We start from the raw sequence: 24898 nt of genomic DNA, 5'->3' as shown, positions 1-24898 counted from the left end.
TCGCGGGCCGACCCCGGCCCGTCCGGACGTGACCTTCGTCCCTTGCCCCGGCCGGGGCCCTCTGCTCGCGGACGTCCGTTCCCAGTGCGAAGGTATGGTCGATATGACCATCCTCTGAGACGACGGGACGGAGAGACCCACGTGGCGCGCAGCGTGTACGTGACCGGGATCGACCGAGGGGACGGCCGGCAGGCCGTCGAACTCGGGGTCATGGAACTGCTCACCCGCCAGGTGGACCGGGTCGGGGTGTTCCGGCCGCTGGTGCACGCGCACGCGCCCGGCGAGCGGGGCTCCGACCACGTCGTCGAGCTGCTGCGCACCCGCTACCGGGTCGACCTGCCCACCGCCGAGCTGTACGGGCTCACCTACGAGGAGGCGGCCGCCCTGCAGGCCGCCCAGGGCCAGGACGAGCTGGTCTCCACCCTCGTCGACCGGTTCCGGGCGCTGGAGCGGCGCTGCCAGGCGGTGCTGGTGCTGGGCACCGACTTCGCGGACACCAACATCCCCGACGAGCTGGCCTTCAACGCCCGCCTCGCCAACGAGTTCGGCGCCGCCGTGCTACCGGTGGTCGGCGGCCACTCCGAGGACCCGGCGGCGGTGATCGCCGAGGTCCGCAACGCCCACCGCGCCTACACCGACCTCGGCTGCGAGACCCTCGCGATGGTCGCCAACCGGGTCGCGCCCGGCGCCAAGCAGCGGATCCAGCGCACCCTCGGAGAGAAGCTGCCGATCCCCGCGTACGTCATCCCCGAGGAGCCGGCGCTGGCCGCGCCGACCGTCGCCCAGCTGGTCGAGGCCACCGGCGCCGAGGTCCTGACCGGGGACGCGGCCGGGCTGGCCCGGGACGTCCGCGGCTTCGTCTTCGGCGGCGCCATGCTGCCGACCTTCCTGGACGCGCTGACCGAGGGCGCCCTGGTGGTCACCCCCGGAGACCGCGCCGACCTGCTGATCGGCTCGCTGGCCGCGCACGCCGCCGGCGCCCCGCCGATCGCCGGCGTGCTGCTGACGCTCGGCCAGCACCCCGGCCCGAACGTGATGGCGCTGGCCGCCCGGCTGGCCCCCGGCACTCCGGTCGCCGTCGTCCCCGAGGGCAGCTGGATCACCGCCGCCGCCCTGACCCATCTGGAGGGCAAGCTCACCTCGGCCAGCCCGCGGAAGGCCGAGATCGCCCTGGGCCTCTTCGAACTCCACGTGGACACGGCCGAGTTGACCAACCGGATCGAGGTCGGCCGGTCCGAGCGGGTCACCCCGATGATGTTCGAGCACGCGCTGCTGGAGCGGGCCCGGGGCGCCCGCCGGCACGTGGTCCTCCCGGAGGGCGCCGAGGAACGGGTGCTGCGCGCCGCCGAGGTGCTGCTCCGCCGCAACATCTGCGACCTCACCCTCCTCGGCGACCCCGACACCGTCCGCCGCAAGGCCGCCGCCCTCGGCATCGACCTCCCGCAGGAGGACCCGGCGGCCGACCGCGCCCAGGTCCGGATCGTCGACCCGGCGACCAGCCCGCTGCGCCGCCAGTTCGCCGAGCTGTACGCCCGGCTGCGCGCCCACAAGGGCATGACCGTGGAGCTGGCGCTGGACGTCGTCACGGACGTCAGCTACTTCGGCACCCTGATGGTCCAGGAGGGCATCGCCGACGGCATGGTCTCCGGCGCGGTGCACTCCACCGCCGCCACCATCCGGCCCGCCTTCGAGGTGATCAAGACCGCGCCGGGCGCCGCGATCGTCTCCTCGGTCTTCTTCATGTGCCTCGCCGACAAGGTGCTGGTCTACGGCGACTGCGCGGTCAATCCCGACCCGGACGCCCAGCAGCTGGCCGACATCGCCATCCAGTCCGCCGCCACCGCCGCCCAGTTCGGCGTGGAGCCCCGGGTCGCGATGCTCTCCTACTCCACCGGCACCTCCGGCTCCGGCGCCGACGTCGACAAGGTCCGCAAGGCGACCGAGCTGGTCCGCGCGCTGCGCCCGGACATCCTGGTCGAGGGCCCGATCCAGTACGACGCGGCGGTGGACGCCCATGTCGCGGCCACCAAGCTGCCCGGCTCGCCGGTGGCAGGCCGGGCGACCGTGCTGATCTTCCCGGACCTCAACACCGGCAACAACACCTACAAGGCGGTCCAGCGCTCGGCCGGCGCGGTGGCGGTCGGCCCGGTCCTCCAGGGGCTGCGCAAGCCCGTCAACGACCTCTCGCGCGGCGCACTGGTCGAGGACATCGTCAACACCGTCGCGATCACCGCCATCCAGTCGCAGGAGCACGGCGGGCCGCAGGGCCCGGCCACCCCCTCGCAGGACCGCACCGAAGGAGTCCGGGCATGAGTGAAGGCACCCGCGTCCTGGTCCTGAACGCCGGCTCCTCGTCGGTCAAGTACCAGCTGATCGACATGCTGGACGGCGCCCGGCTGGCCTCCGGCCTGGTCGAGCGGATCGGCGAGGCGAACGGCCGGCTGGTGCACGCCCCGCGCTCCGGCGAGCGGCGCGAGGCGCTCCAGGTCTTCCCCGACCACTGCGCCGCCCTGAAGGCCGTCGCCGAGGAGCTGGCCGCCGACGGCACCGGGCTGGACTCCCCCGAGCTCGCCGCGATCGGCCACCGGGTGGTCCACGGCGGGCTGCGGTTCACCGAACCGACGGTGATCACCGAGGAGGTGCTGACCGAGATCCGCCGGCTGATCCCGGTCGCCCCGCTGCACAACCCGGCCAACATCACCGGCATCGAGGTGGCCCGGGCGCTGCGCCCGGACCTGCCGCAGGTCGCCGTCTTCGACACCGCCTTCCACGCCTCGATGCCCGAGTACGCGGCCCGGTACGCGGTGGACAAGGCCGTCGCGGACGAGCACCGGGTGCGCCGCTACGGCTTCCACGGCACCTCGCACCAGTACGTCTCCCGGGCCACCGCCCGGCTGCTCGGCAAGGACCCGGCCGAGGTGAACGTGATCGTCCTGCACCTGGGCAACGGCGCCTCCGCCTCGGCCGTCTCCGGGGGCCGCTGCGTGGACACCTCGATGGGGCTGACCCCCCTGGAGGGCCTGGTGATGGGCACTCGTTCGGGTGATATCGACGCGGGCGTGGTGTTCCACCTGCACCGGGTCGGCGGTCTCTCGATCGACGAGATCGACGACCTGCTGAACCGCCGCAGCGGCCTGCTGGGGCTGTGCGGCGACAACGACATGCGCGAGATCATGCGGCGGGCCGAGGGCGGGGACGCCGACGCCGAGCTGGCGTTCCGGGCCTACGTCCACCGGCTGCGCAAGTACATCGGCGGCTACTACGCGGTGCTCGGCCGGGTGGACGCGATCGCGTTCACGGCCGGGGTCGGCGAGAATGCGGCTCCGGTGCGGGCCGCGGCCACCGCCGGCCTGGAGGAGCTGGGCATCGCGGTGGACCCCGAGCTGAACTCGGTCCGCTCCGGCGAGGCCCGGATCATCTCGCCCGCGTACGGCCGGGTCGCGGTCGCCGTGGTCCCCACCGACGAGGAACTGGAGATCGCGCGTCAGGCCTTCGCCCTGGTGCACCGGCGGTCCGGGGGCTGAGCCGTCGTCGTCTCGCCCCTCGGGATCCTTCGTCGACGATTCCTCACGTTTCGTGCCGAATGCACCTATAACACGAACGGATAGACTGATCCATATGCGCCGAGCGAAAATTGTCTGCACCCTGGGTCCGGCGACGGACTCCTACGAACAGCTGAAGGCCATCGTCGAGGCGGGCATGAACGTCGCCCGACTGAACATGAGCCACGGCACCCACGCGGACCACGAGGAGCGGTACCACAAGGTCCGCCAGGTCTCGGAGGACACCGGCAAGGCCATCGGCGTCCTTGCCGACCTCCAGGGCCCCAAGATCCGTCTGGCCACCTTCGCCAACGGTCCGGTGACCGTCGACAACGGTGACGAGTTCATCATCACCACCGAGGACGTCCCCGGTGACCAGCACATCTGCGGGACCACCTACAAGGGCCTGCCGGGCGACGTGAAGCCCGGCGACCCGATCCTGATCAACGACGGCGTCATCGCCCTGGAGGTCGTCAGCGTCGACGGCCCGCAGGTGAAGACCGTGGTCGTCGAGGGCGGTGTGCTCTCGAACAACAAGGGCATCAACCTGCCCGGCACGGCCGTGAACGTGCCCGCGCTGTCCGAGAAGGACAAGGACGACCTGCGCTTCGCCCTGGAGCTGGGCGTCGACATGGTCGCCCTCTCCTTCGTCCGCAACGCGGACGACATCAAGGACGTCCACGAGGTCATGGACGCGGTCGGCATCCGGGTGCCGGTCATCGCCAAGATCGAGAAGCCGCAGGCCGTCGAGGCCATGGAGGAGATCGTCCTCGCCTTCGACGCCATCATGGTCGCCCGTGGCGACCTGGCCGTCGAGTACCCGCTGGAGCGGGTGCCGCTGGTCCAGAAGCGGCTCATCACGCTGGCCCGCCGCAACGCCAAGCCGGTGATCGTCGCGACCCAGATGATGGAGTCGATGATCCACGCCTCGCGGCCGACCCGCGCCGAGGTCTCCGACGTCGCCAACGCGATCCTGGACGGCACCGACGCGGTCATGCTCTCCGCCGAGTCCAGCGTCGGCAAGTACCCGGTCGAGACGGTCCGCACCATGAGCAGGATCGCCGAGAAGGCCGAGGAGGAGCTGCTCTCGCAGGGCCTCCAGCCGCTGAACCCGGGCCGCAAGCCGCGCACCCAGGGCGGTTCGATCGCCCGCGCCGCGTGCGAGCTGGGCGACTTCCTCAACGGCAAGGCGCTGGTCGCGTTCACCAAGTCCGGTGACACCGCGCGCCGGCTCTCCCGCTACCGCTCGCCGATCCCGGTGATCGCGTTCACCCCGGACAACGCCACCCGCAACCAGCTCTCGCTGAGCTGGGGCGTCGAGGCGCACGTCACCGAGCAGGTCGGCTCCACCGACGAGATGGTGGCCCAGGTCGACCGCGAGATGCTCAAGATCGGCCAGCTGGACGAGGGCGACACCGTCATCGTCACCGCCGGCTCGCCCCCCGGCGTCCCCGGCAACACCAACATGGTCCAGGTGCACCACCTGGGCACCCGGAGCGCGTAGCACCCGCCCGCGAACACGCCCGTGGGGCGGTCCCTCCTCGTCGGAGGGGCCGCCCCACGGGCGTTCTCGCCGCCGCTACTGGTTGCCGACGTACGGCTTGTCGTCGTTGTAGAGCTGCATGCCGGGGATCTTCAGCGTGCCGCCGAACTGGCCGGACTGGACCGCGGTGACACCGGTCATCTCCAGCCAGAGCGGCAGTTCGAGCTTGCCGATCAGGTCGTACAGCCACTGCGGCAGCGGCCCGTCCGGGGTCAACGTGAGCTCGCCCAGGTCGATCGGGATCGGCAGGCCGAGCACCTTGGACAGGTGGCCGGAGAGCTTCTCCACGTACATGGTGACCGGGCCCTTGCGCATCGTGGAGACCGAGCCGGGGGCGCCCTTGACGTGGAAGGTCTTGCCGTTGCCCTCAAGGGTCGACATGTCGAGGTTCTCGATGTCCACGCTGTCGACCACGAACTTCAGCACCCGCTTGGTGCCGGTCGGCGTCTGGACCTTGACCACGCCCATCAGGACGGCGTGGTTGAGGGTCAGCCGGCTGGTCTGCAGGGTCCAGTTCTGGTCCGGGACGAGGATCGCGTTGTCCGTCTTCTCCCCGGCGGCCAGGCCCTTCATCGGGACCAGGCAGTTCGGGTCCTTGCTCGGCGTGCCCGAGGCGGACGGCGTGGCCGGGCCCGACGGCGTGGCCGACCCGGTGGCCTTCGCACCCGCGGACGGCTTGCCGCTCGCCTTGGCACCCGGCGTGCTCGCCTTGGCGCCCGGCGTGGTGGCCGCCGGGCTCGGCGTCCCCGACCCGGCGGCCGGGGGCGTCGTGGCGGCGGACGGCGCGGGCGCGGCGGGCGCCTGGGTGGCGGCGGCCGGGGCCACCGCGCGGTTGCCCGCGGCGGGCGCGGTCACCGGGGCCTGGGTCGGCGCCGGAGCGGCCGTGGTGGCGGAGGCGGACGGGCTCGCCGACGCGCTCGGGTGGATCAGGTTGGTGATCCCACCGACGATGTCGTCGATCAGCCCGGCCTGGACGACGCCGCCGCCGGACCCGCCGGTGGTCGCGGACCGGACCGGGGCCGAGGCCGGCGAGGACGAGGGGGCCGGGGTGCCGGGCACCGTGGTGGGCGTGCTCGTCGGAGCACCGGTCGGCGCGCTGGTCGGCGCACCGGTCGGCGTGCCCGCCGGGGTGGTCGCCGGGCTCTCCGGGAGCGGTACCGACGGACCGGGCAGCGGCGGGGGCAGCTCGCTCTTGGGCACCGGGGTCTCCGCCACCACCGGCGGCGCGGTGTCCGGCGCGGTGGCGCAGGGCTTGCCCGCCGAGGTCTCGGCGATCGCGGCGTTCGGCGTGTAGGCGGCGGCCATCAGCAGCGCGGTCGGCACCGCGGCCATCGCCAGCGCGCGGCCTCTGAGCCGGACCCGGACGGGCGTGCGGGGCGCCGCGTGCCGCCCGGAGCGCTGCTCCGCCCGCGGCTCCTGGGACCCGCTCACCGTGCCTCCTTCTGGTCACCGGTGTGCTGCGACGGGACGCCGGCCCCGGCGGTACCGCCGTCGGCCGGGGCGGCCTGCGCGGGGACGGCCGGCAGCGGCGCGGTGGCGGGCTCCTCGGCGGCGAACTCCGCGGTGCCGGGCTCCTCGGACGCCGTCGACGGCAGGGTCTTGGCGCCGCCGGCGCCGGCGGCGACCGCCTCGGTCGTCGGCGCGGCCGGGTTCGGCGCCCAGGAGAGCATCAGCCCGCCGCCGATCAGACCGGGCAGCAGCGCCATGCCGAAACCGGAGAGGTTGGAGACCGGGATCGAGATCAGGGTCAGCAGCGTGGTGGCGATGCCGGCGAAGAACCGGACGGCCGGCTGGAACCAGGCGGTCAGGCCCAGCACGATCAGCAGGACCCCGATGATCAATGACCCGGCACCGGCCGTGGTCGCCATGGTGACGGTCATGCCGTTCAACGCCAGCTTGGCGTACGGGAAGTACATGATCGGGACGCCGGCGATCATGGCCAGCAAGCCGCCGTAGAACGGCCGGGACCGGCGGAAGTTACGGAACACCCGACGCACCCACTGGGCGGGGTTCTCGTGCTCGGCGGGCCGGAACTCGGCAAGGGCGCTGGACACGATGCAGCTCCTCGATGGTGTGAACGAGGCGAAAAACGGGAGGGGGAGGGCCCGGGACGGCGCACGCACCGCCCCCGACCCCCCGGGTACCGCGGTCGGCGGCGGGCCGGGGCCCGCCGCCGCTCAACGGCCTAGTAGCACTCGTGCCCGCCGTCGGTGTGCAGGTTGAGCTTCAGGCCCTGGAGCTTGAAGGTGCCGGCCGAGGTGGCCCAGGCGGTCTGCTGCACGTTGGACAGGTCGGCCTTGTCGGCGGCCTGGGCGAAGCCCGTGGCGCCGGAGGGCAGGCCGGTACCGAGCTTGGACTTCCAGCCCTGGGTGGCGGTGCCCTTCAGGGTGGACGCGTCCTGGCCGATGTTGATGTTGGTGAACTCGGCGTCCGCGTTCAGCTGCTCCAGGTCGATCAGCAGGTTCTTGGCAGTGACCTGCTTCGCCGGGTCGTCACTCTGGCCGGCCTCCAGGCGCAGGGTGATCTTCGGCAGCTTCCACGGCAGGCCGGGGATGACGTTGGGGTCGGTCACCACGGACTGGCAGAGGCTCTTGATGGTGGCCGAGTCGAACGCCGAGATGGCCACCGGGTGCGGCGTGCCGTTGGTCTCCGCGTCGATCGAGCCGAACTGCGCGAAGTTGGAGCCGTGCAGCTCGGCCGTGGTGACCTTGAAGCTCTGGCCGGAGACGCTGAACGAAGCCGCAAGCGCGTTGTTCGCCAGTGCGACGCCCACCGCGGCGGTGGCCGCGAGGCTGGGCACCATCACCAGGGCGAAGCGCTTCCAGCGGGTCTTGCCGTAGGTCTGGGACATGCGAGTCCTCCTTCTAGGACGTACATCTCCGGCTCCCCGGCGGTGCGTCGCGCACCGGTGGGGGCCTGGGATGGGAGAGAGCTACGTCCTCGGTAGCGGAGAGCGCCGTTGGCGTCGTCGGACGCGGGAGCGGCCGGCACACAGCGGCACTCCCGTCCCTTCACCGACCGCCCTTGCGGGGCGGCGGGCAGGACCGACGACATCGGCGATCACCCCCGAGCGACAACCAGCGACCGCGCGGGCCGCGCGGCCGGTTCGAAGGACAGGAACCGCCGTGGGACCGCGGATACCCCCCTGCCCTCCCACCGCCGGCCTCGGCCGGCGGCTCACCCGGTGGGGATCCCTGGCTCCGCCCACCGACCGGCTGTCGGGGGGCTGAACGCTGGGACCGGGCGTCGCCGATGCTGCTTGAATCCCGGGCGAAGCACAAGGGGTTCATTACTGACGGGTAATCCAACATCGGACGGCGGCGATCATGGAAATGGCCGCCCGCACACCCAGAGTGATGAATTGAAGGAACGGTGAGGACGAAATCCGCCGGAAACACCAGCGAAACACCCGTGGGCGGTCACCTGAAGTGACCGCCCACGGGTGTTGTCAAGATTTGGTAAACCTCTGGACCGATGACCGGATTGTCGCCAAATCGTCAGCGACACCGCAGGTCATCCGCCGTGCCAGAACCGGCCGTTGGACGGTCCTCAGAACAGCACGCGGGCCAGCGCGCCGCGCGCCGCCGTCACTCTCGGGTCGTCGGTGCCGATCACCTCGAACAGCTCCAGCAGCCGGAGCCGGACGGTGTCCCGGTCCTCGCCGAAGGTCCGCCCGACGGTGGCCACCAGGCGCCCGAAGGCGTCCTCGACGTGACCGCCCACCAGGTCCAGGTCGGCCGCGTCCAGCTGGGCCGCGACGTCCTTCGGGTCGGCCGCGGCCGCCGCGCGGACGCCCGCCAGGTCCAGGCCCTCCACCCGGCGCAGCAGCTCCGCCTGTGCCAGGCCGAGCCGGGCCTCGGTGTTGCCCGGCTCGTCGGCCAGCACGTTCCGGTACGCCTGGACGGCGCCGCCGAGGTCCCCCCGGTCCAGCGCCTCGTGCGCGGCCGCCAGGGCCGGGTCCTCCGGCAGGTACGTCTCGGCCTCGCCCGACGCCTCGGCCGGTGCCCCGGCCCCGCCGACCACGCCGAAGCGCTGCTCGGCCACCAGGATCAGCTGGTCCAGCACCTTGCGGACGTTGGCCTCGCTCTCGGCGCCCTGGAACAGCGGCACCAGCTGGCCGGCCACCACGGCCATCACGGCCGGGACGCCCTGGATGCCGAACTGCTGGGTGAGCAGCTGGTTGGCCTCGACGTCGATCTTGGCGAGCACGATCCGGCCGGCGTACTCCTCGGCCAGCCGCTCCAGCATCGGGCTGAGCTGCTTGCACGGACCGCACCACTCGGCCCAGAAGTCGATGACCACCGGCACTTCGGTGGAGCGCTGGACGACCTCGGTCTCGAAGGTGTCCTCGGTGACATCGATGACGAGCGGGTACGCGGGCTGGGCCGGGGCGACCCCGGCCGCCTCGGCGGCCGCCGCCTGGCGGGCCCGCTCGGCCCTGGCCTGCTCGGCCTTCTGGGCGGCCTCGCCGGCTGCCTTCACTGCGGCGAGGTCGACCGCACCGCGCAGGGCGGAGCTGTTGAGACGCGAATTCCGTGGCTGCATGGCACTATCCTCCCCCGTCCGCGCCGCTGACGGGCACCAACCTCCGGAAAGTCGCACCGCGCGGGCTGCGCGGCGGCGATTCCCCAGGTGGACGGCCCGTCCCCCGGTAACCTGAACCGTTCGGCGCGGATCCCCATCCGCGCCCTCGCCGTCCCCGTCCCACGGGGTCACGGCGCCTGGTCGTCACTGCTTTCGCTACGAGTCGTAGCGTAACTGGACCGAGGCCCCCCGCCGCAACCCCATCCCGGCGTCCCGGGACGTGAGCTGCCCCACTTTCCCGCCCGCATCCGCTGACCCCGACGGGGAACAGTCGCTACCGTTACCTGCCCCACCCATGTTACTTACCAGTACATCGCAAGGAGGCCCGGTGCCGGCCCCCCAGCCCCCCGCGACCCCGGCGTGCCCGGCGGGCCGTGAAGACCCCCCACAGGCCCCGGACGGCGCCGAGAGCACCACCGCCCGGGCCAAGGGCCGCCCGCGCAGCGCGGCCGCCGACACCGCCATCCTCGACGCCACCCGCGAGGCACTGGCCGAACTCGGCTGGGGCGGGCTGACCATGGGCCACGTGGCCACCCGCGCCAAGGTCGCCAAGACCACCCTGTACCGCCGCTGGCCCTCCAAGAACGAGCTGGTGGTGGACGCCGTCGCGAGCCTCTTCGACGAGCTGGTGATGCACGACCTCGGCAGCCTCCGGGCCGACATCGAGGCCGTGGTGGCCCAGTTCGCCGGTCTGCTGGTCCGCCCGGAGACGCAGGCCGCGCTGCTCGCGCTGTTCGCCGAGGGCACCCGGGACCGGCAGCTGCGGCGGCGGATCCGGGAGGCGATCGTGGACCCGCAGAAGCGCCTGGTCCGCCAGGGCCGGGCCGCCGCCCAGGCGCGCGGCGAACTCGCCCCGGACGGCGACCCGGCGGCGGCCGCCGAGGAGATCGACATCATCTTCGACATCATCGCCGGGACGGTCGAGCACCGGGTGCTGGTCAGCGGCGAGCCGATCACCGCCGAGTGGATCCGCCGCTTCACCGAGCTGCTGCTCGGACCGTTCCCGCGGCTCCTCACCGGCTGAGCGGACGCCGAGAACCGCCCCGCGCAGTCGCGCGGGGCGGTTCTCGGCGTCCAGGGGGCTGCCCCGTTCGTCAGAAGGAGGCCGTCTCCCGGTAGATGCCCCACTCGTCGCGCAGCGCGTTGCAGATCTCGCCCAGGGTCGCCTCGGCCCGGACGGCGTCCAGCATCGGCGGGATCATCGACGCGCCCGAGCGGGCCGCCGCCAGCATCGCGTCCAGCCCGGCCCGCACCGCCGCCTCGTCCCGGCCGGCCTTGCGCGCGGCCAGCACGCGCACCTGCTCGCGCTCGACCTCGTGGCTGACCCGGAGGATCTCCAGCTCGGGGGTGACGCTGCGCGGGTGGCAGTTGACGCCGACGACCCGCTTCTCGCCCTTCTCGACGCCCTGCTGGTACTGGAAGGCCGCCTCGGCGATCTCGCCGGTGAAGAAGCCGTCCTCGATCCCGCGCAGGATGCCGGAGGTGATCGGGCCGATCTCGTGGTCCTCGCGGCCCTTGTCCAGGATCCGCTGGAAGATCGCCTCGGCCTGCTCCTCGATCCGGTCGGTGAGCGCCTCGACGTACCAGGAACCGCCCAGCGGGTCGGCCACGTTGGTGATGCCGGTCTCCTCCATCAGCACCTGCTGGGTGCGCAGGGCGATCTCGGCGGCCTGCTCCGAGGGCAGCGCCAGGGTCTCGTCCAGCGCGTTGGTGTGCAGCGAGTTGGTGCCGCCGAGCACCGCCGAGAGGGCCTCGACCGCGGTGCGGACCACGTTGTTGTACGGCTGCTGGGCGGTCAGCGAGACCCCGGCGGTCTGGGTGTGGAAGCGCAGCCACTGCGCCTTGTCCGTCCGGGCGCCGAAGCGGTCGCGCATCCAGCGGGCCCAGATCCGGCGCGCGGCGCGGAACTTGGCGATCTCCTCGAAGAAGTCGAGGTGCGCGTCGAAGAAGAAGGAGAGGCCGGGCGCGAAGACGTCCACGTCCAGACCCCGGGAGAGGCCGAGTTCGACGTAGGCGAAGCCGTCCGCCAGCGTGTACGCCAGCTCCTGCGCGGCCGTCGAGCCGGCCTCGCGGATGTGGTAGCCGGAGACCGAGAGCGGCTTGTACGCCGGAATGCCCTCGGCGCAGTAGGCCATCAGGTCGCCGATCAGGCGCAGGTGCGGCTCGGGCGCGAAGAGCCACTCCTTCTGCGCGATGTACTCCTTGAAGATGTCCGTCTGCAGGGTGCCGTTGAGCACCGCCGGGTCGACGCCCTGGCGCTCGGCGGCGACCAGGTACATGCAGAAGACCGGGACGGCCGGGCCGCTGATGGTCATCGAGGTGGTGACGTCGCCGAGCGGGATCCCCTTGAAGAGGACCTCCATGTCGGCGGCCGAGTCGATCGCCACGCCGCAGTGGCCGACCTCGCCGAGCGACTTGGGGTCGTCGGAGTCGTACCCCATCAGGGTGGGCATGTCGAAGGCGACCGAGAGGCCGCCGCCGCCCGAGTCCAGGATCATCCGGTAGCGCTCGTTGGTCTGCTCGGCGTTGCCGAAGCCGGCGAACTGGCGGATGGTCCACGTCCGCCCCCGGTAGCCGGTGGCGTGCAGCCCCCGGGTGTACGGGTACTCGCCGGGCCAGCCGATCCGCTCGAAGCCCTCGACCGGCTGGCCCGCGGGCGGGCCGTAGACCGGCTCGACCTCGTCACCGGAGAGGGTGGTGAAGTCCGCGTCCCGCTTGCGGGAGCTGTCGTACCGCTGCTGCCAGCGCTGCCGTCCGCGCTCGATCTCCTCGGCGTCCATGACCCCGAACTCCGCTCCGTACGGCCGCCACGGCACGTGGACGGCACAACTGTTAGGACGTCCTATCAATTTACTCGGACGTCCTAGTAATTGTCGATGGAGCCGGGGCCCGGCCGGGGGCGAACGCGCCGGAAAACGCCGAAAAGGGCCGGTTCGGGCACGAGAAGGGCCGGTTCGCGGCTCCGGAAAACGAAGGGCGCCCCTCCCCGGCGCGGGGAGGGGCGCCCTCGAAGGCGCGGTGGACGGCGCGTGGCTCAGACGCCGGCGGCCTGCCGGGCGGCGTCGGCGGGGAGCCGCTCGCCGGCCTCGCGGACCACCCGGCGCTCGGCGACGAAGGAGGCGAACGGGATGCAGCCGGCGGCCAGCGTGAGGAGCATCCGGCCCAGCGGCCACTTGAGCTTCTGGCCGAGCAGGAAGGTCACCACGAAGTACCCGACGTAGAGGTAGCCGTGCAGCATCGCGACGTAGGTGGTCAGGTCCTCGGCCGTGTCGAAGCCGTACTTCGCGACCATGAAACCGCAGAACACGAGCAGGGCCACACCGGTCGCAATGGCCAGGGCCCGGTACCAGCCCAGCAGGGGGTTCGCCTTCATACTCTTCATCGCCTCGCTCGCCGGAATGGGCCGGTACGCCCGGATCCGCGCACCGCTCCCCACGAGGGTAGCCGCCGCTTACGGGTGGGCCGTGCAGCGCCCTACTCCGCGGGCTCCGCGCCCGGCTCGGTGAAGTCCCCGGCGGCCACCCGCAGCGGCCTCAGCAGGTCGAACACCTGACGGCACTGGTCGGGGCCGTACTCCTCCAGGCCGAACTCCATCGCCATCAACTCCCGGGTGGCCTCCTCCACGACCTCACGGCCGCGGGCGGTGATCGCCGCGAGCACCCCGCGGCCGTCCAGCGGGTTCGGCCGGCGGCCGACCAGGCCGGCCCGCTCCAGGCGGTCGACGGTGTTGGTCACGCTGGTCGGGTGGACCATCAGCCGCTCGCCGATCTTGGACAGCGAGAGCTCCCCGGTCCGGCTGAAGGTGAGCAGCACCAGCGCCTCGTACCGGGCGAACGTCAGCCCGTACGGCTTGAGCACGGCGTCCACCCGCGCGAGCAGGATCTGGTGGGCGCGCATGATCGAGGTGATCGCCGCCATCGAGGGGACTCCGCCCCAGCGGCGGGTCCAGAGCTCGTCGGCGCGGGCGATCGGGTCGAAGTCGAGTGCGAGGGGCTTGGCCACGCCCCTTACCGTACCGGCGGGTGGCCAGGGTGTTACCAGGCGTCCTGATGGTGGACAAGCGCGACACGTGGCGGGATCACGCCAGTGGGACGCACAGGTCCGTACCAGCACATTGCGGGGGTGTGAACCACCGCCAATCGCCCGCCGCCGGCCGCCCGTTGGCCGCCGATCCGGCGTTCGGCCCGTAGTCAGGCCTCGGTTCGGGCGGTAACCCGCTGCAAGGCGGGGTGGTTCGACCGGATTTGTCGCCCCGTTTACCTTCCGCCGGGCTGGCGAGACCTGGCCAATCGATGAACAAGACCTGTCATTTCACTTGTTGGATTGTCATGCTTTCGCCCAGCCCCGTTCGGCAGCCACCGCCCCACTCACCGGTGGCACCGCCGCTCGACCGCACGGAGCAGGAGCACGTCAGCGCCCGTCCCGCCCCTCAGGTGCCAACCCCGGCACCCCGGGACGCGGCGCAACCGCACATCCGCGGTTTCCCTGGAAGGACCTGTACGTGAAGCGAAAGCTCGCAGCCGGCGCCGTACTCTCCGCCACCGCCCTCCTCACCGGCGTCATCCAGGTGGGCACCACCGCCGCCCAGGCCGCCCCGACCCCCGCCGCGCAGGCGCAGGCCGCGCAGCAGCGCGAGGCGGCGATCGCCCTGGCGAGCGGTCAGACCGGCCCGCTGGCGCAGGCCCTGGCCCTGGGCGGCCAGGAGCAACTGGTCGCCAAGGACGCCGTGGTGGACGCCGACGGCACCCGCCACCTCCGCTTCGAGCGCACCTTCGCCGGCCTGCCCGTCCTCGGCGGCGACCTGGTGGTGCACGAGGCCGCGAACGGCTCGGTCGAGGCCGTGGACAAGGCCGTCGCCGCGACCATCGACCTGCCGAGCCTCACCCCGCAGATCCCGGCCGACAAGGCCGCCGCGCAGGCCTCCGGCGCGGTCCAGTCGACCGTCGGCATCGCCGCCGACAAGGACGAGTCGCCGCTGCGGGAGGTGCGCCAGGCCGGCACCGCCAAGCTCGTGGTCTGGGCCGCCGACGGCAAGCCGCGACTGGCGTACCAGACGGTCGTCCAGGGCCTGCGCGCCGACTCCACGCCGAGCAGCCAGCTGCTGGTCACCGACGCGGCCACCGGCGAGGTGCTCTCCACCCACGAGCAGGTGCAGACCGCGACCGGCACCGGCAAGGGCGTCTTCGTCGGCAGCGTCCCGCTGACCACCACCCAGAGCGGCTCGACCTACCAGCTCAAGGACGCCTCCCGCGGCAACCAGTCCACCAGCGACCTCAAGGGCCGCACCTCCGGCTCGGGCACGCTGTACACCGACGCGGACAACGCCTGGGGCACCGGCCTCGCCTCCAACACCCAGTCGGCGGCGGTGGACGCGCAGTTCGGCGCGGCGGCCACCTGGGACTTCTACAAGAACGCGTTCGGCCGCAACGGCATCAAGAACAACGGCGTCGGCGCCACCAGCCGGGTCCACTACGGCAAGAACTACGTCAACGCGTTCTGGGACGACTCCTGCTTCTGCATGACGTACGGCGACGGTGACGCCAACACCCACCCGCTGACCGAGATCGACGTGGCCGGCCACGAGATGACGCACGGCGTCACCTCCGCCACCGCGGGGCTCAACTACTCGGGCGAGTCCGGCGGCCTCAACGAGGCCACCTCGGACATCTTCGGCACCATGGTCGAGTTCTCCGCCAACCTCGCGACCGACAAGCCGGACTACCTGATCGGCGAGGAGATCGACATCAACGGCGACGGGACGCCGCTGCGCTACATGGACAAGCCCTCCAAGGACGGCGGCTCGGCCGACTCCTGGTCCTCCGGCGTGGGCAACCTGGACGTCCACTACTCCTCCGGGGTGGCCAACCACTTCTTCTACCTGCTGGCCGAGGGCAGCGGCGCCAAGACCATCAACGGCGTCAGCTACAACAGCCCGACCTCCAACGGCTCCACCGTCACCGGCATCGGCCGGGACAAGGCCGCCGCGATCTGGTACCGCGCGCTGACCGTCTACTTCACCTCCACCACCAACTACAAGGCCGCCCGCACGGCGACCCTGAAGGCGGCCGGTGACCTCTACGGCACCACCAGCACCCAGTACGCGGCGGTGGCCGCGGCCTGGAGCGGCGTCAACGTCAGCTGACGTCCGCTCGACAGCGCCCGGGGCCTCACTGGGAGGGGAGGCCCCGGGCGTTCGCGCGTCCGCGCCGGGCCGGGGAGGGCCGGAGCGGCGCCGTAGCAAGGGCCGCGGCGGGCGACAAGGGCGGCCGCTGGCGGGATCCCGCCAGCGGGACGAAACGCCCCGAACCGGTCACCCGGCACACCGGAACCACCCGTACCCGACGGCTGGCGAGACCTGGCCAATCGCCGGCGGCGCCCTGTCCTTTCACGACCTGCGCTTGTCATGCTTCTGACCAAAGCCCCGTTCGACGGCTGTCGCCCCACCCACCGACCGGCCGTCGGAACCGCACGGGAGCAGCACGTCAGCGCCCTACCGCCCCACGGCGCCAACCCCGGCGCCCCGGTACGCGGCGTGACCGCGCACACGCGGTTTCGTGGAAGGAACCCCGTACGTGAAGCGAAAGCTGACAGCCGGAGCCGTACTCTCCGCCACCGCCCTGCTCGCCGGCGCCATCCAGGTCGCCGCCGCCCCCGCCCAGGCCGCCGCGCCCTCGGTGGTGCAGCAGCACGACGCGCTGATCTCGCTGGCCGGCAGCGAGGCCGCGCCGGTGGCGCAGGCGCTCGCGCTCGGCAGCCAGGAGCGGCTGGTCGCCAAGGACGCCGTGGTGGACGCCAACGGCACCCGTCACCTGCGCTACGAGCGGACCCTGGGCGGCCTGCCGGTCCTCGGCGGCGACCTGGTGGTGCACCAGAAGGCCAACGGCGCGATCACCTCGGTGGACCGGGCGTTCGGCGGGCAGCTCTCGCTGCCGAGCCTCACCCCGGCGCTCTCCGCCGACAAGGCCGGCGCCCAGGCGCTCGGCGCCGTCCGGGCCACCGTCGGCATCGCCGCGGACAAGGACGAGTCGGCGATCAGCCGGGTCGACGGCGCGGGCACGGCCACCCTGGTGGTCTGGGCCGCCGACGGCAACCCGCGACTGGCGTACCAGACCGTCGTCAAGGGCGAGCGGGCCGACGGCACGCCGAGCAGCCAGCGGCTGGTCACCGACGCGGCCACCGGCGAGGTGCTCTCCACGCACGAGGAGTTCCAGACCGCGAACGGCAGCGGCAAGGGCGTCTTCGTCGGCAGCGTCCCGCTGACCACCACCCAGAGCGGCTCGACCTACCAGCTCAAGGACGCCTCCCGCGGCAACCAGTGGACGGGCAACGCCGCCAGCGGGAACGCGCTGTACACCGACGCGGACAACGTCTGGGGCAACGGGCTCGCCTCCAACACCCAGTCGGCGGCGGTGGACGCCCAGTACGGCGCCGGCGCGACCTGGGACTACTACAAGAACACCTTCGGCCGCAGCGGCATCAAGAACAACGGCGTCGGCGCGAGCAGCCGGGTGCACTACGGCTCCAACTACGTCAACGCGTTCTGGAACGACTCCTGCTTCTGCATGACGTACGGCGACGGCTCGGGCAACACCCACCCGCTGACCGCCATCGACGTGGCCGGCCACGAGATGACCCACGGCGTCACCTCCGCCACCGCCGGGCTGGTCTACTCCGGCGAGTCCGGCGGCCTCAACGAGGCCACCTCGGACATCTTCGGCACCATGGTCGAGTGGTACGCCAACCTGCCCTCGGACGTGCCGGACTACCTGATCGGCGAGCGGCTCAACCTGAACGGCAACGGCACCCCGCTGCGCTACATGGACAAGCCCTCGAAGGACGGCGCGTCCAAGGACTCCTGGTACTCCGGGGTCGGCAACGTGGACGTCCACTACTCCTCCGGCGTGGCCAACCACTTCTTCTACCTGCTGGCCGAGGGCAGCGGCGCCAAGACCATCAACGGCGTCAGCTACAACAGCCCCACCTCCAACGGCTCCACCGTCACCGGCATCGGCCGGGACAAGGCCGCCGCGATCTGGTACCGCGCGCTGACCGTCTACTTCACCTCCACCACCAACTACAAGGCCGCCCGCACGGCGACCCTGAAGGCGGCCGGTGACCTCTACGGCACCACCAGCACCCAGTACGCGGCGGTGGCCGCGGCCTGGAGCGCGGTGAACGTCAACTAGTCACCACCGGAACCACACCTGGAAACGGCGACAGGCTGCCGGGGCCCACTGGGAGAGGAGGCCCCGGCAGCCTGTCGGCCTGCCCGCGGTCGTTCGGGCGGCGATCAGGCGGTGGCGGGCTCGCGGGCGGGTGCGAGCTCGCCGCGCTCCTCCTTGGCGAGGGTCCGCTCGGCGAAGAAGCCGCCGGTGGGCAGCACCGAGAGGACGAACAGCAGGATGCCGCGCTTGGCGTCCCACTTCTGCGCCTGCCAGGCCATGATCCAGAACACCACGTACAGGACGAACAGGATCCCGTGGATCATGCCCATCACCGGCACCGCGTCGAAGCTGGTGGTGCGCTTGAGCACCGAGCAGACCAGCAGCAGGAGGAACGAGAGGCCCTCGGGGCCGGAGACCAGACGCAGGCGGTGGACGGCACTGCTGTTCACGATGGGCACCTCAGTCAGGAGTCGAAGATCGCTTGTGAACCGGCTCACAAGCATCCCCGCCATTATCACCGAGCACATGTCCGACCCCGCTCCCGGGGTGCGGCGCCGACGGGCCCGGGGTCCGGCGGCGGACACGCAGGGGATACGGAGCCGGTACAGCCGGTGTCCGACGGGCCGGTTTTGTCGCAGACAGGTACCAGAACGACCCCGCCCCCTCCCCCCGAGCTGCCGGATCCCGCTACATTGCGGCGGTGGCACAGTTTCGACTCCAAGGGTCCAAGACGCTCGCCGTCGACATGACGGGCGATGGCGTGAAAGCCAGAAACGGCTCGATGGTCGCGTACACCGGCCAGATGAACTTCAAGAAGCTCAGCGGCGGCGGTGACGGGCTGCGCGGCGTCGTGACCCGACGGCTGACCGGTGAGCAGATGACGGTCATGGAGGTGAAGGGGCAGGGCACCTGCTACTTCGCCGACCGAGCCACCGAAATCAACCTGGTCCGGCTGAACGGCGAGACGCTCTACGTCGAGTCGGACAACCTCCTCTGCACCGAGGGCACGCTGAAGACCGGCACCAGCTTCACCGGGCTCAACGGCATCTCCTCCGGGAACGGCCTGTTCACCACCAAGGTGGAGGGCCACGGCTGGGCCGCGCTCACCTCCAAGGGGCCGGCGATCATCCTGCGGGTCTCCCAGGGCATGCCGCTGCGGGTGGACCCGGGGGCGTACGTCGCGCACACCGGCAACCTCAGCCGCAGCCTCAAGTCGGGCGCCGGCTGGTCGACCTTCATCGGCGAGGGCGGCGGCGAGGCGGTCCAGGTGGAGTTCTCCGGCGAGGGCCTGGTCTACGTTCAGCCGTCCGAGAAGATCACCATCGGGGGCGACGTCTGATGCCGTTCACCAGGATCAACAACAAGATGATCGAGGCCCGGGTCGTCCCCGGGCAGCGGATGTTCAGCCAGCGCGGCGCGATGCTCGCGTACACCGGCGAGGTCCGGTTCACGCCGAACCTCACCGGCGGCCAGGGCGGCGTCATGTCGATGATCGGCCGCCGGGTGGCCAACGAGGACACCCCGCTGATGACCGTCGAGGGCCAGGGCACCGTGATGTTCGGCCACGGCGGCCACCACGTGCACGTGATCGACCTGGCCGGCGACACCCTGTACGTCGAGGCGGACCGGCTGCTGGCCTTCGAGGGCTCGCTGCAGCAGTCCACGATGTTCATGGGGTCGCAGGGCGGCGTGATGGGCATGGTCCGCGGCCAGGTGACCGGGCAGGGCCTGTTCACCACCAAGCTGGACGGCCACGGCGCGGTGGCGGTGATGGCGCACGGCGGCGTCTTCGAACTGCCGATCACCCCGCACCAGCCGGTCCACGTCGACCCCCAGGCCTACGTCGCGCACCGCGGCCAGGTCCAGAACAAGCTGTCCACCGCGCTGGGGTGGCGCGACATGATCGGACGCGGCTCCGGCGAGGCCTTCCAGCTGGAGCTGTCCGGGAACGGCACGGTGTTCGTGCAGGCGAGCGAGGAGAAGCTCTGATGTCCTACCCGCCGCAGCCCCCCTACGGGCAGCCGCACGACCCGTACGGCCAGCCGCAGCCGTACGGCCAGCCGTCGCCGTACAACCAGCCCACCCAGCCCGGCTACCCGGCCGCCCCGCCGCCGCCCGGCTACGGCCCGCCGCCCGGGCAGGGCTACCCGCAGCAGGGCTACCCGCCGCCTCCGCAGCAGGGTTACCCGCAGCAGCAGCCGCAGCAGTACGCCCAGGAGCAGTACGGGGGCGCCCAGGCCCCGCTGCCGAAGGCACCGGACGGCTCCGGCCCGGTGGTGCACGACGTGCACAGCCTGCCGGCGAACGACAACGTCAACCCGTACGCCTTCTCGGTCGACCTGAACGGGTCGTACTTCCTGCAGAAGGGCAAGATGATCGCCTACTACGGCGACATCTCCTTCAAGGGCGTCGGCGCCGGGGCGATCGACCGGATGCTCGGTCAGCACTTCAACTCGCCGATGCACGCGGCGGACTGGGTGGTCGCCGAGGGCCGGGGCAAGCTGCTGCTGGCCGACCGCGCCTTCGACCTCAACTCCTACGACCTGGAGGAGGGGAACCTGACCGTCCGCTCGGGCAACCTCCTGGCGTACGAGCCCACGCTGCGGCTCAAGCAGTCGATCATCCCCGGGTTCCTCACGCTGATCGGCAGCGGCAAGTTCGTGGCCGCGTCCAACGGGCCGGTGCACTTCGTCGAGCCGCCGATCCGGGTGGACCCGCAGGCGCTGGTCGGCTGGGCGGACTGCCCGGCGCCGTGCCACCACTACGACCACGACTACATGCACGGGGTGATCGGCGGGATCCGCCGGCTGACCGGCCTGGGCGGGGCGTCCGGCGAGGAGCACCAGTTCGAGTTCATCGGCGCCGGCCAGGTGCTGCTGCAGTCGACCGAGGTGCTGATGGCCGACCGCAACGTCGGCCAGGTGCACGCCGAGGCGGGCGTGCCGATGGGCGGGGTGCCGTCGCAGCCCGCGGCCGCGGGCCACGGCGGGGGCAACCTCAACGTGCCCGGGCTCGGTAACCTGGGCGACCTCGGGCGGCGTTTCGGCCTGTAAAGTCGTACAAGATTGAACTAAATGCGGTATGCTCGCACCATGGATACGCGCACGATCGACGCCGCCGACGTCCCCCCCTCGCAGCCGGAGGAGGGGACTCCGTGGCTCAGCGCCCGGGAGCAGCGGCTGTGGCGCGCCCACCTGGAGGTCTCCAAGCTGCTGGACTACCAGCTCAGCCGCGAACTCCAGCCGCACAACCTCGCGATCAACGACTACGAGATCCTGGTCGTGCTCTCCGAGGCACCCGAGCGGCGGATGCGGATGACCGACCTGGCCACCGCGACCCTGCAGTCCAAGAGCCGGCTCTCGCACCAGATCACGCGGATGGAGACGGCCGGGCTGGTCCTGCGGCAGGAGTGTCCGGGCGACCGGCGCGGCCTCTACGCCCACCTCACCGAGCAGGGCTGGGAGACCATGCAGAAGGTCGCCCCGGACCACGTGCGCAGCGTCCGGACGCACTTCATCGACCGCTTCAGCCCCGAGCAGCTGGACGCGATGTACCAGGCCCTGGCCCCCGTCGCCGAACACCTGCGGGACCTCCGCGGCCGGGCGTAACTTCGCCCGCTCGCTGTACTTTCGCCCACTCGCCTCCGGGGTGCTTGACCCGGCGCCGACGGTCGGCGCTCCAACACCCCTCGTTCCTCGGGGCGTCCTCGCTTCTCCCTTTCGGCACCGGCGCGCCCCTTCGGCTCGGGGCGGGTCGGGTGGGTGGCGCGGCTACGGAAGGCCGGCACCGGCGCGCCCCTTCGGCTCGGGGCGGGTCGGGTGGGTGGCAGGGCGGGATCGGAGTGGGCCGGTTGTGCCGGGGCCCGGTCGGCCGTCGGTGCGACGGGTGACCGGGCCCCTCGTCGTGTTCAGCCCTGGGTGAGTCCGGCGACCAGTTCGTCGGCGGCGCCGTACGGGTCCAGCTCCCCGGCCACCACCCGCTCGGCCAGGGTGGCCAGGTGGCGGTCCCCGTGCAGGTCGCCGATCCGGGAGCGCAGCGCGGCCAGCGCGATCGCCTCGATCTCGTCGCCGGCCCGGCGGCGGCGGCGCACGGCCAGCTCGCCGTGCTCCTCCAGCCAGGCGCGGTGCTTCTCCAGCGCCTCGACCACCTCGTCGACGCCCTCGCCGCGGGCCGCCACGGTCTTCACGATCGGGGGCCGCCAGTCCCCCGCCTCGCGGCTCTCGCCGAGGCCGAGCATGTGGTTGAGCTCCCGGGCGGTCGCGTCGGCGCCGTCCCGGTCCGCCTTGTTCACCACGAAGACGTCGCCGATCTCCAGGATCCCGGCCTTGGCGGCCTGGATCCCGTCGCCCATCCCGGGGGCGAGCAGCACCACGGTGGTGTCCGCCTGGGCGGCGATCTCCACCTCGGACTGGCCGACGCCGACGGTCTCCACCAGGATCACGTCGCAGCCGGCCCCGTCCAGCACCCGCAGCGCCTGCGGGGCCGACCAGGAGAGGCCGCCGAGGTGGCCGCGGGTGGCCATCGAGCGGATGAACACCTCGGGGTCGGTGGCGTGGTCCTGCATCCGGACCCGGTCGCCGAGCAGCGCGCCGCCGGAGAACGGCGAGGACGGGTCCACCGCCAGCACCCCGACCCGCTTGCCGAGCCGCCGGTAGGCGGTGACCAGGGCGGAGGTCGAGGTGGACTTGCCCACGCCGGGCGAGCCGGTCAGCCCGACGGTGTAGGCCCGGCCGGTGTAGGGGGCCAGCGCCGCCATCGCCTCGCGCAGCTGCGGGGCGGCGTTCTCGACCAGCGAGATCAGCCGGGCCACCGCACGCGGCCGGCCCGCGCGGGCCTGCTCGACCAGGGTCGCGACATCGATCATCAGGAGCTCCTAGCGCCGAAGGGCCGCGGACCGCTGGTGGCGGTCCGCAGCCCCTGAGGTAAGTCGGATGATCAGGCCTTCGCGGCCTGCTCCTTCGGAACGCGGACGATCAGCGCGTCGCCCTGGCCGCCGCCGCCGCAGAGCGCGGCCGCGCCGATGCCGCCGCCGCGCCGCTGGAGCTCCAGCGCCAGGTGCAGCACCACGCGGGCACCGGACATGCCGATCGGGTGGCCGAGCGCGATCGCGCCGCCGTTGACGTTGACGATGTCGGAGGAGACGCCCAGGTCCTTGGTCGACTGGTGGGCGACGGCCGCGAACGCCTCGTTGATCTCGATCAGGTCGAGGTCACCGACCTCCAGGCCCTCCTTGGCCAGCGCGTGCTTGATCGCGTTGGACGGCTGCGACTGCAGCGAGTTGTCCGGGCCCGCGACGTTGCCGTGCGCGCCGATCTCGGCGATCCAGCTCAGGCCCAGCTCCTCGGCCTTGGCCTTGCTCATCACGACCACCGCGGCGGCGCCGTCGGAGATCTGCGAGGAGGTGCCGGCGGTGATCGTGCCGTCCTTGGTGAAGGCCGGGCGCAGCTTGGCCAGGCCCTCGACGGTGGTGTCCGCCCGGATGCCCTCGTCCTGGCTGAAGACCAGCGGCTCGCCCCTGCGCTGCGGGATCTCCACCGGGGCGATCTCGGCCTCGAAGACGCCGTTCTGCTGGGCCTTGGCGGCCCGCTGGTGGGACGCGGCGGCGATCTCGTCCTGGACGTCGCGCGGGATGCCCAGGCGGGTGTTGTGCTTCTCGGTGGACTCGCCCATCGGGATGTTCTCGTAGGCGTCCGTGAGGCCGTCGTGCGCCATCGCGTCCAGCAGCTCGATCGCGCCGTACTTGTAGCCCTCGCGGGACTTCGGCAGCAGGTGCGGGGCGTTGGTCATGGACTCCTGGCCGCCGGCCACCACGATGTCGAACTCGCCGGCCCGGATCAGCTGGTCGGCCAGCGCGATGGCGTCCAGGCCGGAGAGGCAGACCTTGTTGATGGTGAGCGCCGGGACGTTCATCGGGATGCCCGCCTTGACGGCGGCCTGGCGGGCCGGGATCTGGCCGGCGCCGGCCTGCAGCACCTGGCCCATGATCACGTACTGGACCTGGTCCCCCGCGACGCCGGCCCGCTCCAGGGCGGCCTTGATCGCGACGGCCCCGAGGTCGGCGCCGGAGAAACCCTTGAGCGAACCGAGCAGGCGACCCATCGGGGTCCGCGCACCGGCAACGATCACAGAGGTGGTGTTGGTCATGGGACGAGCCCCTTCGCACGTCGTGGCCAGGTGAGGATTCCGCTCAATGTACTGACCTGCTACCCGTCCGTCACCGGACCGACGGTGTGATCGAGCGCACTGGCACGATCCAGTCAACACCGTGTCAACCCGGTCCGGGTGAACCCCGCCCGTGTGAGCAGGCTCGCACCCGGATCGCTGGCGCACCCCGGCCGCATGCGCTGCACTGTTGCCGTCCCGTAGCCCGCCCAGACCCGGAGGCCACCGTGCTCACCCGCATCGACCACATCGGCATCGCCTGCCGAGACCTCGACAAGACGGTCGAGTTCTACCGCGCCACCTACGGCTTCGAGGTGTTCCACAGCGAGGTCAACGAGGAGCAGGGGGTGCGCGAGGCCATGCTCAAGATCAACGACACCGGTGACGGCGGCGCCTCCTACCTCCAGCTGCTGGAGCCCACCCGGCCCGACTCCGCCGTCGGCAAGTGGATGGAGAAGAACGGCGAGGGCGTCCACCACATCGCGTTCGGCACCGCCGACGTGGACGGCGACTCCGAGTCCATCCGCGCCAAGGGCATCCGGGTCCTCTACGAGCAGCCCCGGATCGGCTCGATGGGCTCCCGGATCACCTTCCTGCACCCCAAGGACTGCGGCGGTGTGCTGACCGAGCTGGTCACCGCCGCAGAGCCCGGCGAGCACGACGAGCACTGACCCGCACCCGGGTGCCGTCGGGTTCCGACGGCACCCGCCGGGGGTCCGCCCAGAGCCCGCCGAGGGGCCCGCGGCCCTCATGACCCGTCAGTAATGTCGCCCGATGCCCGGAAAACCCCTACGCGGCCATTCCCCCGTGGGACGCTCCCACTACAATGCCCAGGTGCGCGAAGACTCCGGGGGACGGAGGCGACGGGCACGGCCGATGACAGGCCTGTCCGCCCAGCGGTG

21 protein-coding genes are annotated in these 24898 nt (G+C 71.9%); 11 read left to right on the top strand and 10 right to left on the bottom strand.

Translation table 11 applies throughout. The features are described from left to right. Positions 1-141: 141 nt before the first annotated feature. From pta to pyk, 3 genes are all read left to right on the top strand, one after another. Entirely contained in the window at positions 142-2313 is a 2172-nt protein-coding gene (pta, locus tag ABZ495_RS13210; RefSeq protein ID WP_359803098.1) for a phosphate acetyltransferase, read from the top strand. After that, positions 2310-3524 (top strand): acetate kinase, encoded by a 1215-nt coding sequence (locus ABZ495_RS13205; protein WP_359803100.1) that lies wholly within the window; start codon positions 2310-2312, stop codon positions 3522-3524. Before pta ends, ABZ495_RS13205 begins: the two co-directional genes overlap by 4 nt. A 94-nt stretch (positions 3525-3618) precedes the next feature. Continuing rightward, positions 3619-5046: a pyruvate kinase gene (gene pyk, locus ABZ495_RS13200; RefSeq protein WP_329489654.1), complete on the top strand. Its 1428-nt coding sequence runs from the start codon at positions 3619-3621 to the stop codon at positions 5044-5046. A gap of 75 nt (positions 5047-5121) precedes the next feature. Here the strand turns inward: pyk and ABZ495_RS13195 are convergent, their stop codons facing one another. The 4 genes from ABZ495_RS13195 to ABZ495_RS13180 all read right to left on the bottom strand — a co-directional run bounded on the left by ABZ495_RS13195 (position 5122) and on the right by ABZ495_RS13180 (position 9630). After that, positions 5122-6516, bottom strand: coding sequence for a hypothetical protein (locus tag ABZ495_RS13195; protein ID WP_359835725.1), 1395 nt, complete (start codon positions 6514-6516; stop codon positions 5122-5124). After that, positions 6513-7139, bottom strand: a complete 627-nt coding sequence (locus ABZ495_RS13190; protein WP_329489652.1) for a DUF6114 domain-containing protein — start codon at positions 7137-7139, stop codon at positions 6513-6515. The genes ABZ495_RS13195 and ABZ495_RS13190 overlap by 4 nt, the downstream gene beginning before the upstream one ends. A 131-nt stretch (positions 7140-7270) precedes the next feature. Further along, complete coding sequence (locus ABZ495_RS13185; RefSeq protein WP_329489651.1) at positions 7271-7936, bottom strand: DUF6230 family protein; 666 nt, start codon at positions 7934-7936, stop codon at positions 7271-7273. A gap of 698 nt (positions 7937-8634) precedes the next feature. Beyond that, entirely contained in the window at positions 8635-9630 is a 996-nt protein-coding gene (locus tag ABZ495_RS13180) for a tetratricopeptide repeat protein (RefSeq protein WP_329489650.1), read from the bottom strand. 502 nt (positions 9631-10132) lie between these two features. On the opposite strand from ABZ495_RS13180, the gene ABZ495_RS13175 reads away from it, so the two are divergent. Continuing rightward, complete coding sequence (locus ABZ495_RS13175) at positions 10133-10693, top strand: TetR/AcrR family transcriptional regulator (RefSeq protein ID WP_359835780.1); 561 nt, start codon at positions 10133-10135, stop codon at positions 10691-10693. A 70-nt stretch (positions 10694-10763) separates the two neighbouring features. On the opposite strand, the gene ABZ495_RS13170 is transcribed toward ABZ495_RS13175, so the two are convergent. The 3 genes from ABZ495_RS13170 to ABZ495_RS13160 form a co-directional block, all read right to left on the bottom strand. Further along, entirely contained in the window at positions 10764-12449 is a 1686-nt protein-coding gene (locus tag ABZ495_RS13170) for a methylmalonyl-CoA mutase family protein (RefSeq protein WP_329489648.1), read from the bottom strand. A 254-nt stretch (positions 12450-12703) separates the two neighbouring features. Beyond that, entirely contained in the window at positions 12704-13042 is a 339-nt protein-coding gene (locus ABZ495_RS13165) for a DUF3817 domain-containing protein (RefSeq protein WP_359835723.1), read from the bottom strand. Between the two features lie 101 nt (positions 13043-13143). Then, the gene (locus ABZ495_RS13160; protein ID WP_329489646.1) at positions 13144-13671 is read right to left on the bottom strand and encodes a MarR family transcriptional regulator; all 528 of its coding nucleotides are present in this window, start codon (positions 13669-13671) and stop codon (positions 13144-13146) included. A 499-nt stretch (positions 13672-14170) separates the two neighbouring features. Here ABZ495_RS13160 and ABZ495_RS13155 point away from each other — a divergent pair, with 499 nt between their 5' ends. Both ABZ495_RS13155 and ABZ495_RS13150 read left to right on the top strand, forming a co-directional pair. After that, the gene (locus tag ABZ495_RS13155) at positions 14171-15811 is read left to right on the top strand and encodes a M4 family metallopeptidase (protein WP_359835721.1); all 1641 of its coding nucleotides are present in this window, start codon (positions 14171-14173) and stop codon (positions 15809-15811) included. Between the two features lie 430 nt (positions 15812-16241). Further along, positions 16242-17855 carry a M4 family metallopeptidase gene (locus ABZ495_RS13150; RefSeq protein ID WP_359835719.1) on the top strand — a complete coding sequence of 538 codons (1614 nt, stop codon included), beginning with the start codon at positions 16242-16244 and terminating at the stop codon, positions 17853-17855. 104 nt (positions 17856-17959) lie between these two features. On the opposite strand, the gene ABZ495_RS13145 is transcribed toward ABZ495_RS13150, so the two are convergent. Then, the gene (locus ABZ495_RS13145; RefSeq protein WP_329489643.1) at positions 17960-18292 is read right to left on the bottom strand and encodes a DUF3817 domain-containing protein; all 333 of its coding nucleotides are present in this window, start codon (positions 18290-18292) and stop codon (positions 17960-17962) included. A gap of 242 nt (positions 18293-18534) precedes the next feature. Here ABZ495_RS13145 and ABZ495_RS13140 point away from each other — a divergent pair, with 242 nt between their 5' ends. The 4 genes from ABZ495_RS13140 to ABZ495_RS13125 all read left to right on the top strand — a co-directional run bounded on the left by ABZ495_RS13140 (position 18535) and on the right by ABZ495_RS13125 (position 21442). Beyond that, on the top strand, positions 18535-19173 hold the full coding sequence (locus tag ABZ495_RS13140) for an AIM24 family protein (RefSeq protein ID WP_329489642.1): 639 nt from the start codon (positions 18535-18537) through the stop codon (positions 19171-19173). After that, entirely contained in the window at positions 19173-19823 is a 651-nt protein-coding gene (locus ABZ495_RS13135) for an AIM24 family protein (RefSeq protein ID WP_329489641.1), read from the top strand. The genes ABZ495_RS13140 and ABZ495_RS13135 overlap by 1 nt, the downstream gene beginning before the upstream one ends. A gap of 254 nt (positions 19824-20077) precedes the next feature. Beyond that, entirely contained in the window at positions 20078-20887 is an 810-nt protein-coding gene (locus ABZ495_RS13130) for an AIM24 family protein (RefSeq protein WP_329492249.1), read from the top strand. A 39-nt stretch (positions 20888-20926) separates the two neighbouring features. Beyond that, positions 20927-21442, top strand: coding sequence for a MarR family transcriptional regulator (locus tag ABZ495_RS13125; RefSeq protein ID WP_329489640.1), 516 nt, complete (start codon positions 20927-20929; stop codon positions 21440-21442). A 299-nt stretch (positions 21443-21741) separates the two neighbouring features. Here the strand turns inward: ABZ495_RS13125 and meaB are convergent, their stop codons facing one another. Next, positions 21742-22698, bottom strand: coding sequence for a methylmalonyl Co-A mutase-associated GTPase MeaB (gene meaB, locus ABZ495_RS13120; RefSeq protein ID WP_359803120.1), 957 nt, complete (start codon positions 22696-22698; stop codon positions 21742-21744). A 71-nt stretch (positions 22699-22769) separates the two neighbouring features. Next, positions 22770-23978, bottom strand: coding sequence for an acetyl-CoA C-acetyltransferase (locus ABZ495_RS13115; protein WP_359835717.1), 1209 nt, complete (start codon positions 23976-23978; stop codon positions 22770-22772). Between the two features lie 245 nt (positions 23979-24223). On the opposite strand from ABZ495_RS13115, the gene mce reads away from it, so the two are divergent. Next, entirely contained in the window at positions 24224-24667 is a 444-nt protein-coding gene (gene mce / locus ABZ495_RS13110; protein ID WP_329489637.1) for a methylmalonyl-CoA epimerase, read from the top strand. The last annotated feature ends 231 nt before the right edge of the window (positions 24668-24898 follow it).

The organism is Kitasatospora sp. NPDC005748, from assembly GCF_040630735.1.
Taxonomy (GTDB): Bacteria; Actinomycetota; Actinomycetes; order Streptomycetales; family Streptomycetaceae; genus Kitasatospora.
This window is presented reverse-complemented; position numbering and strand designations above follow the sequence as displayed.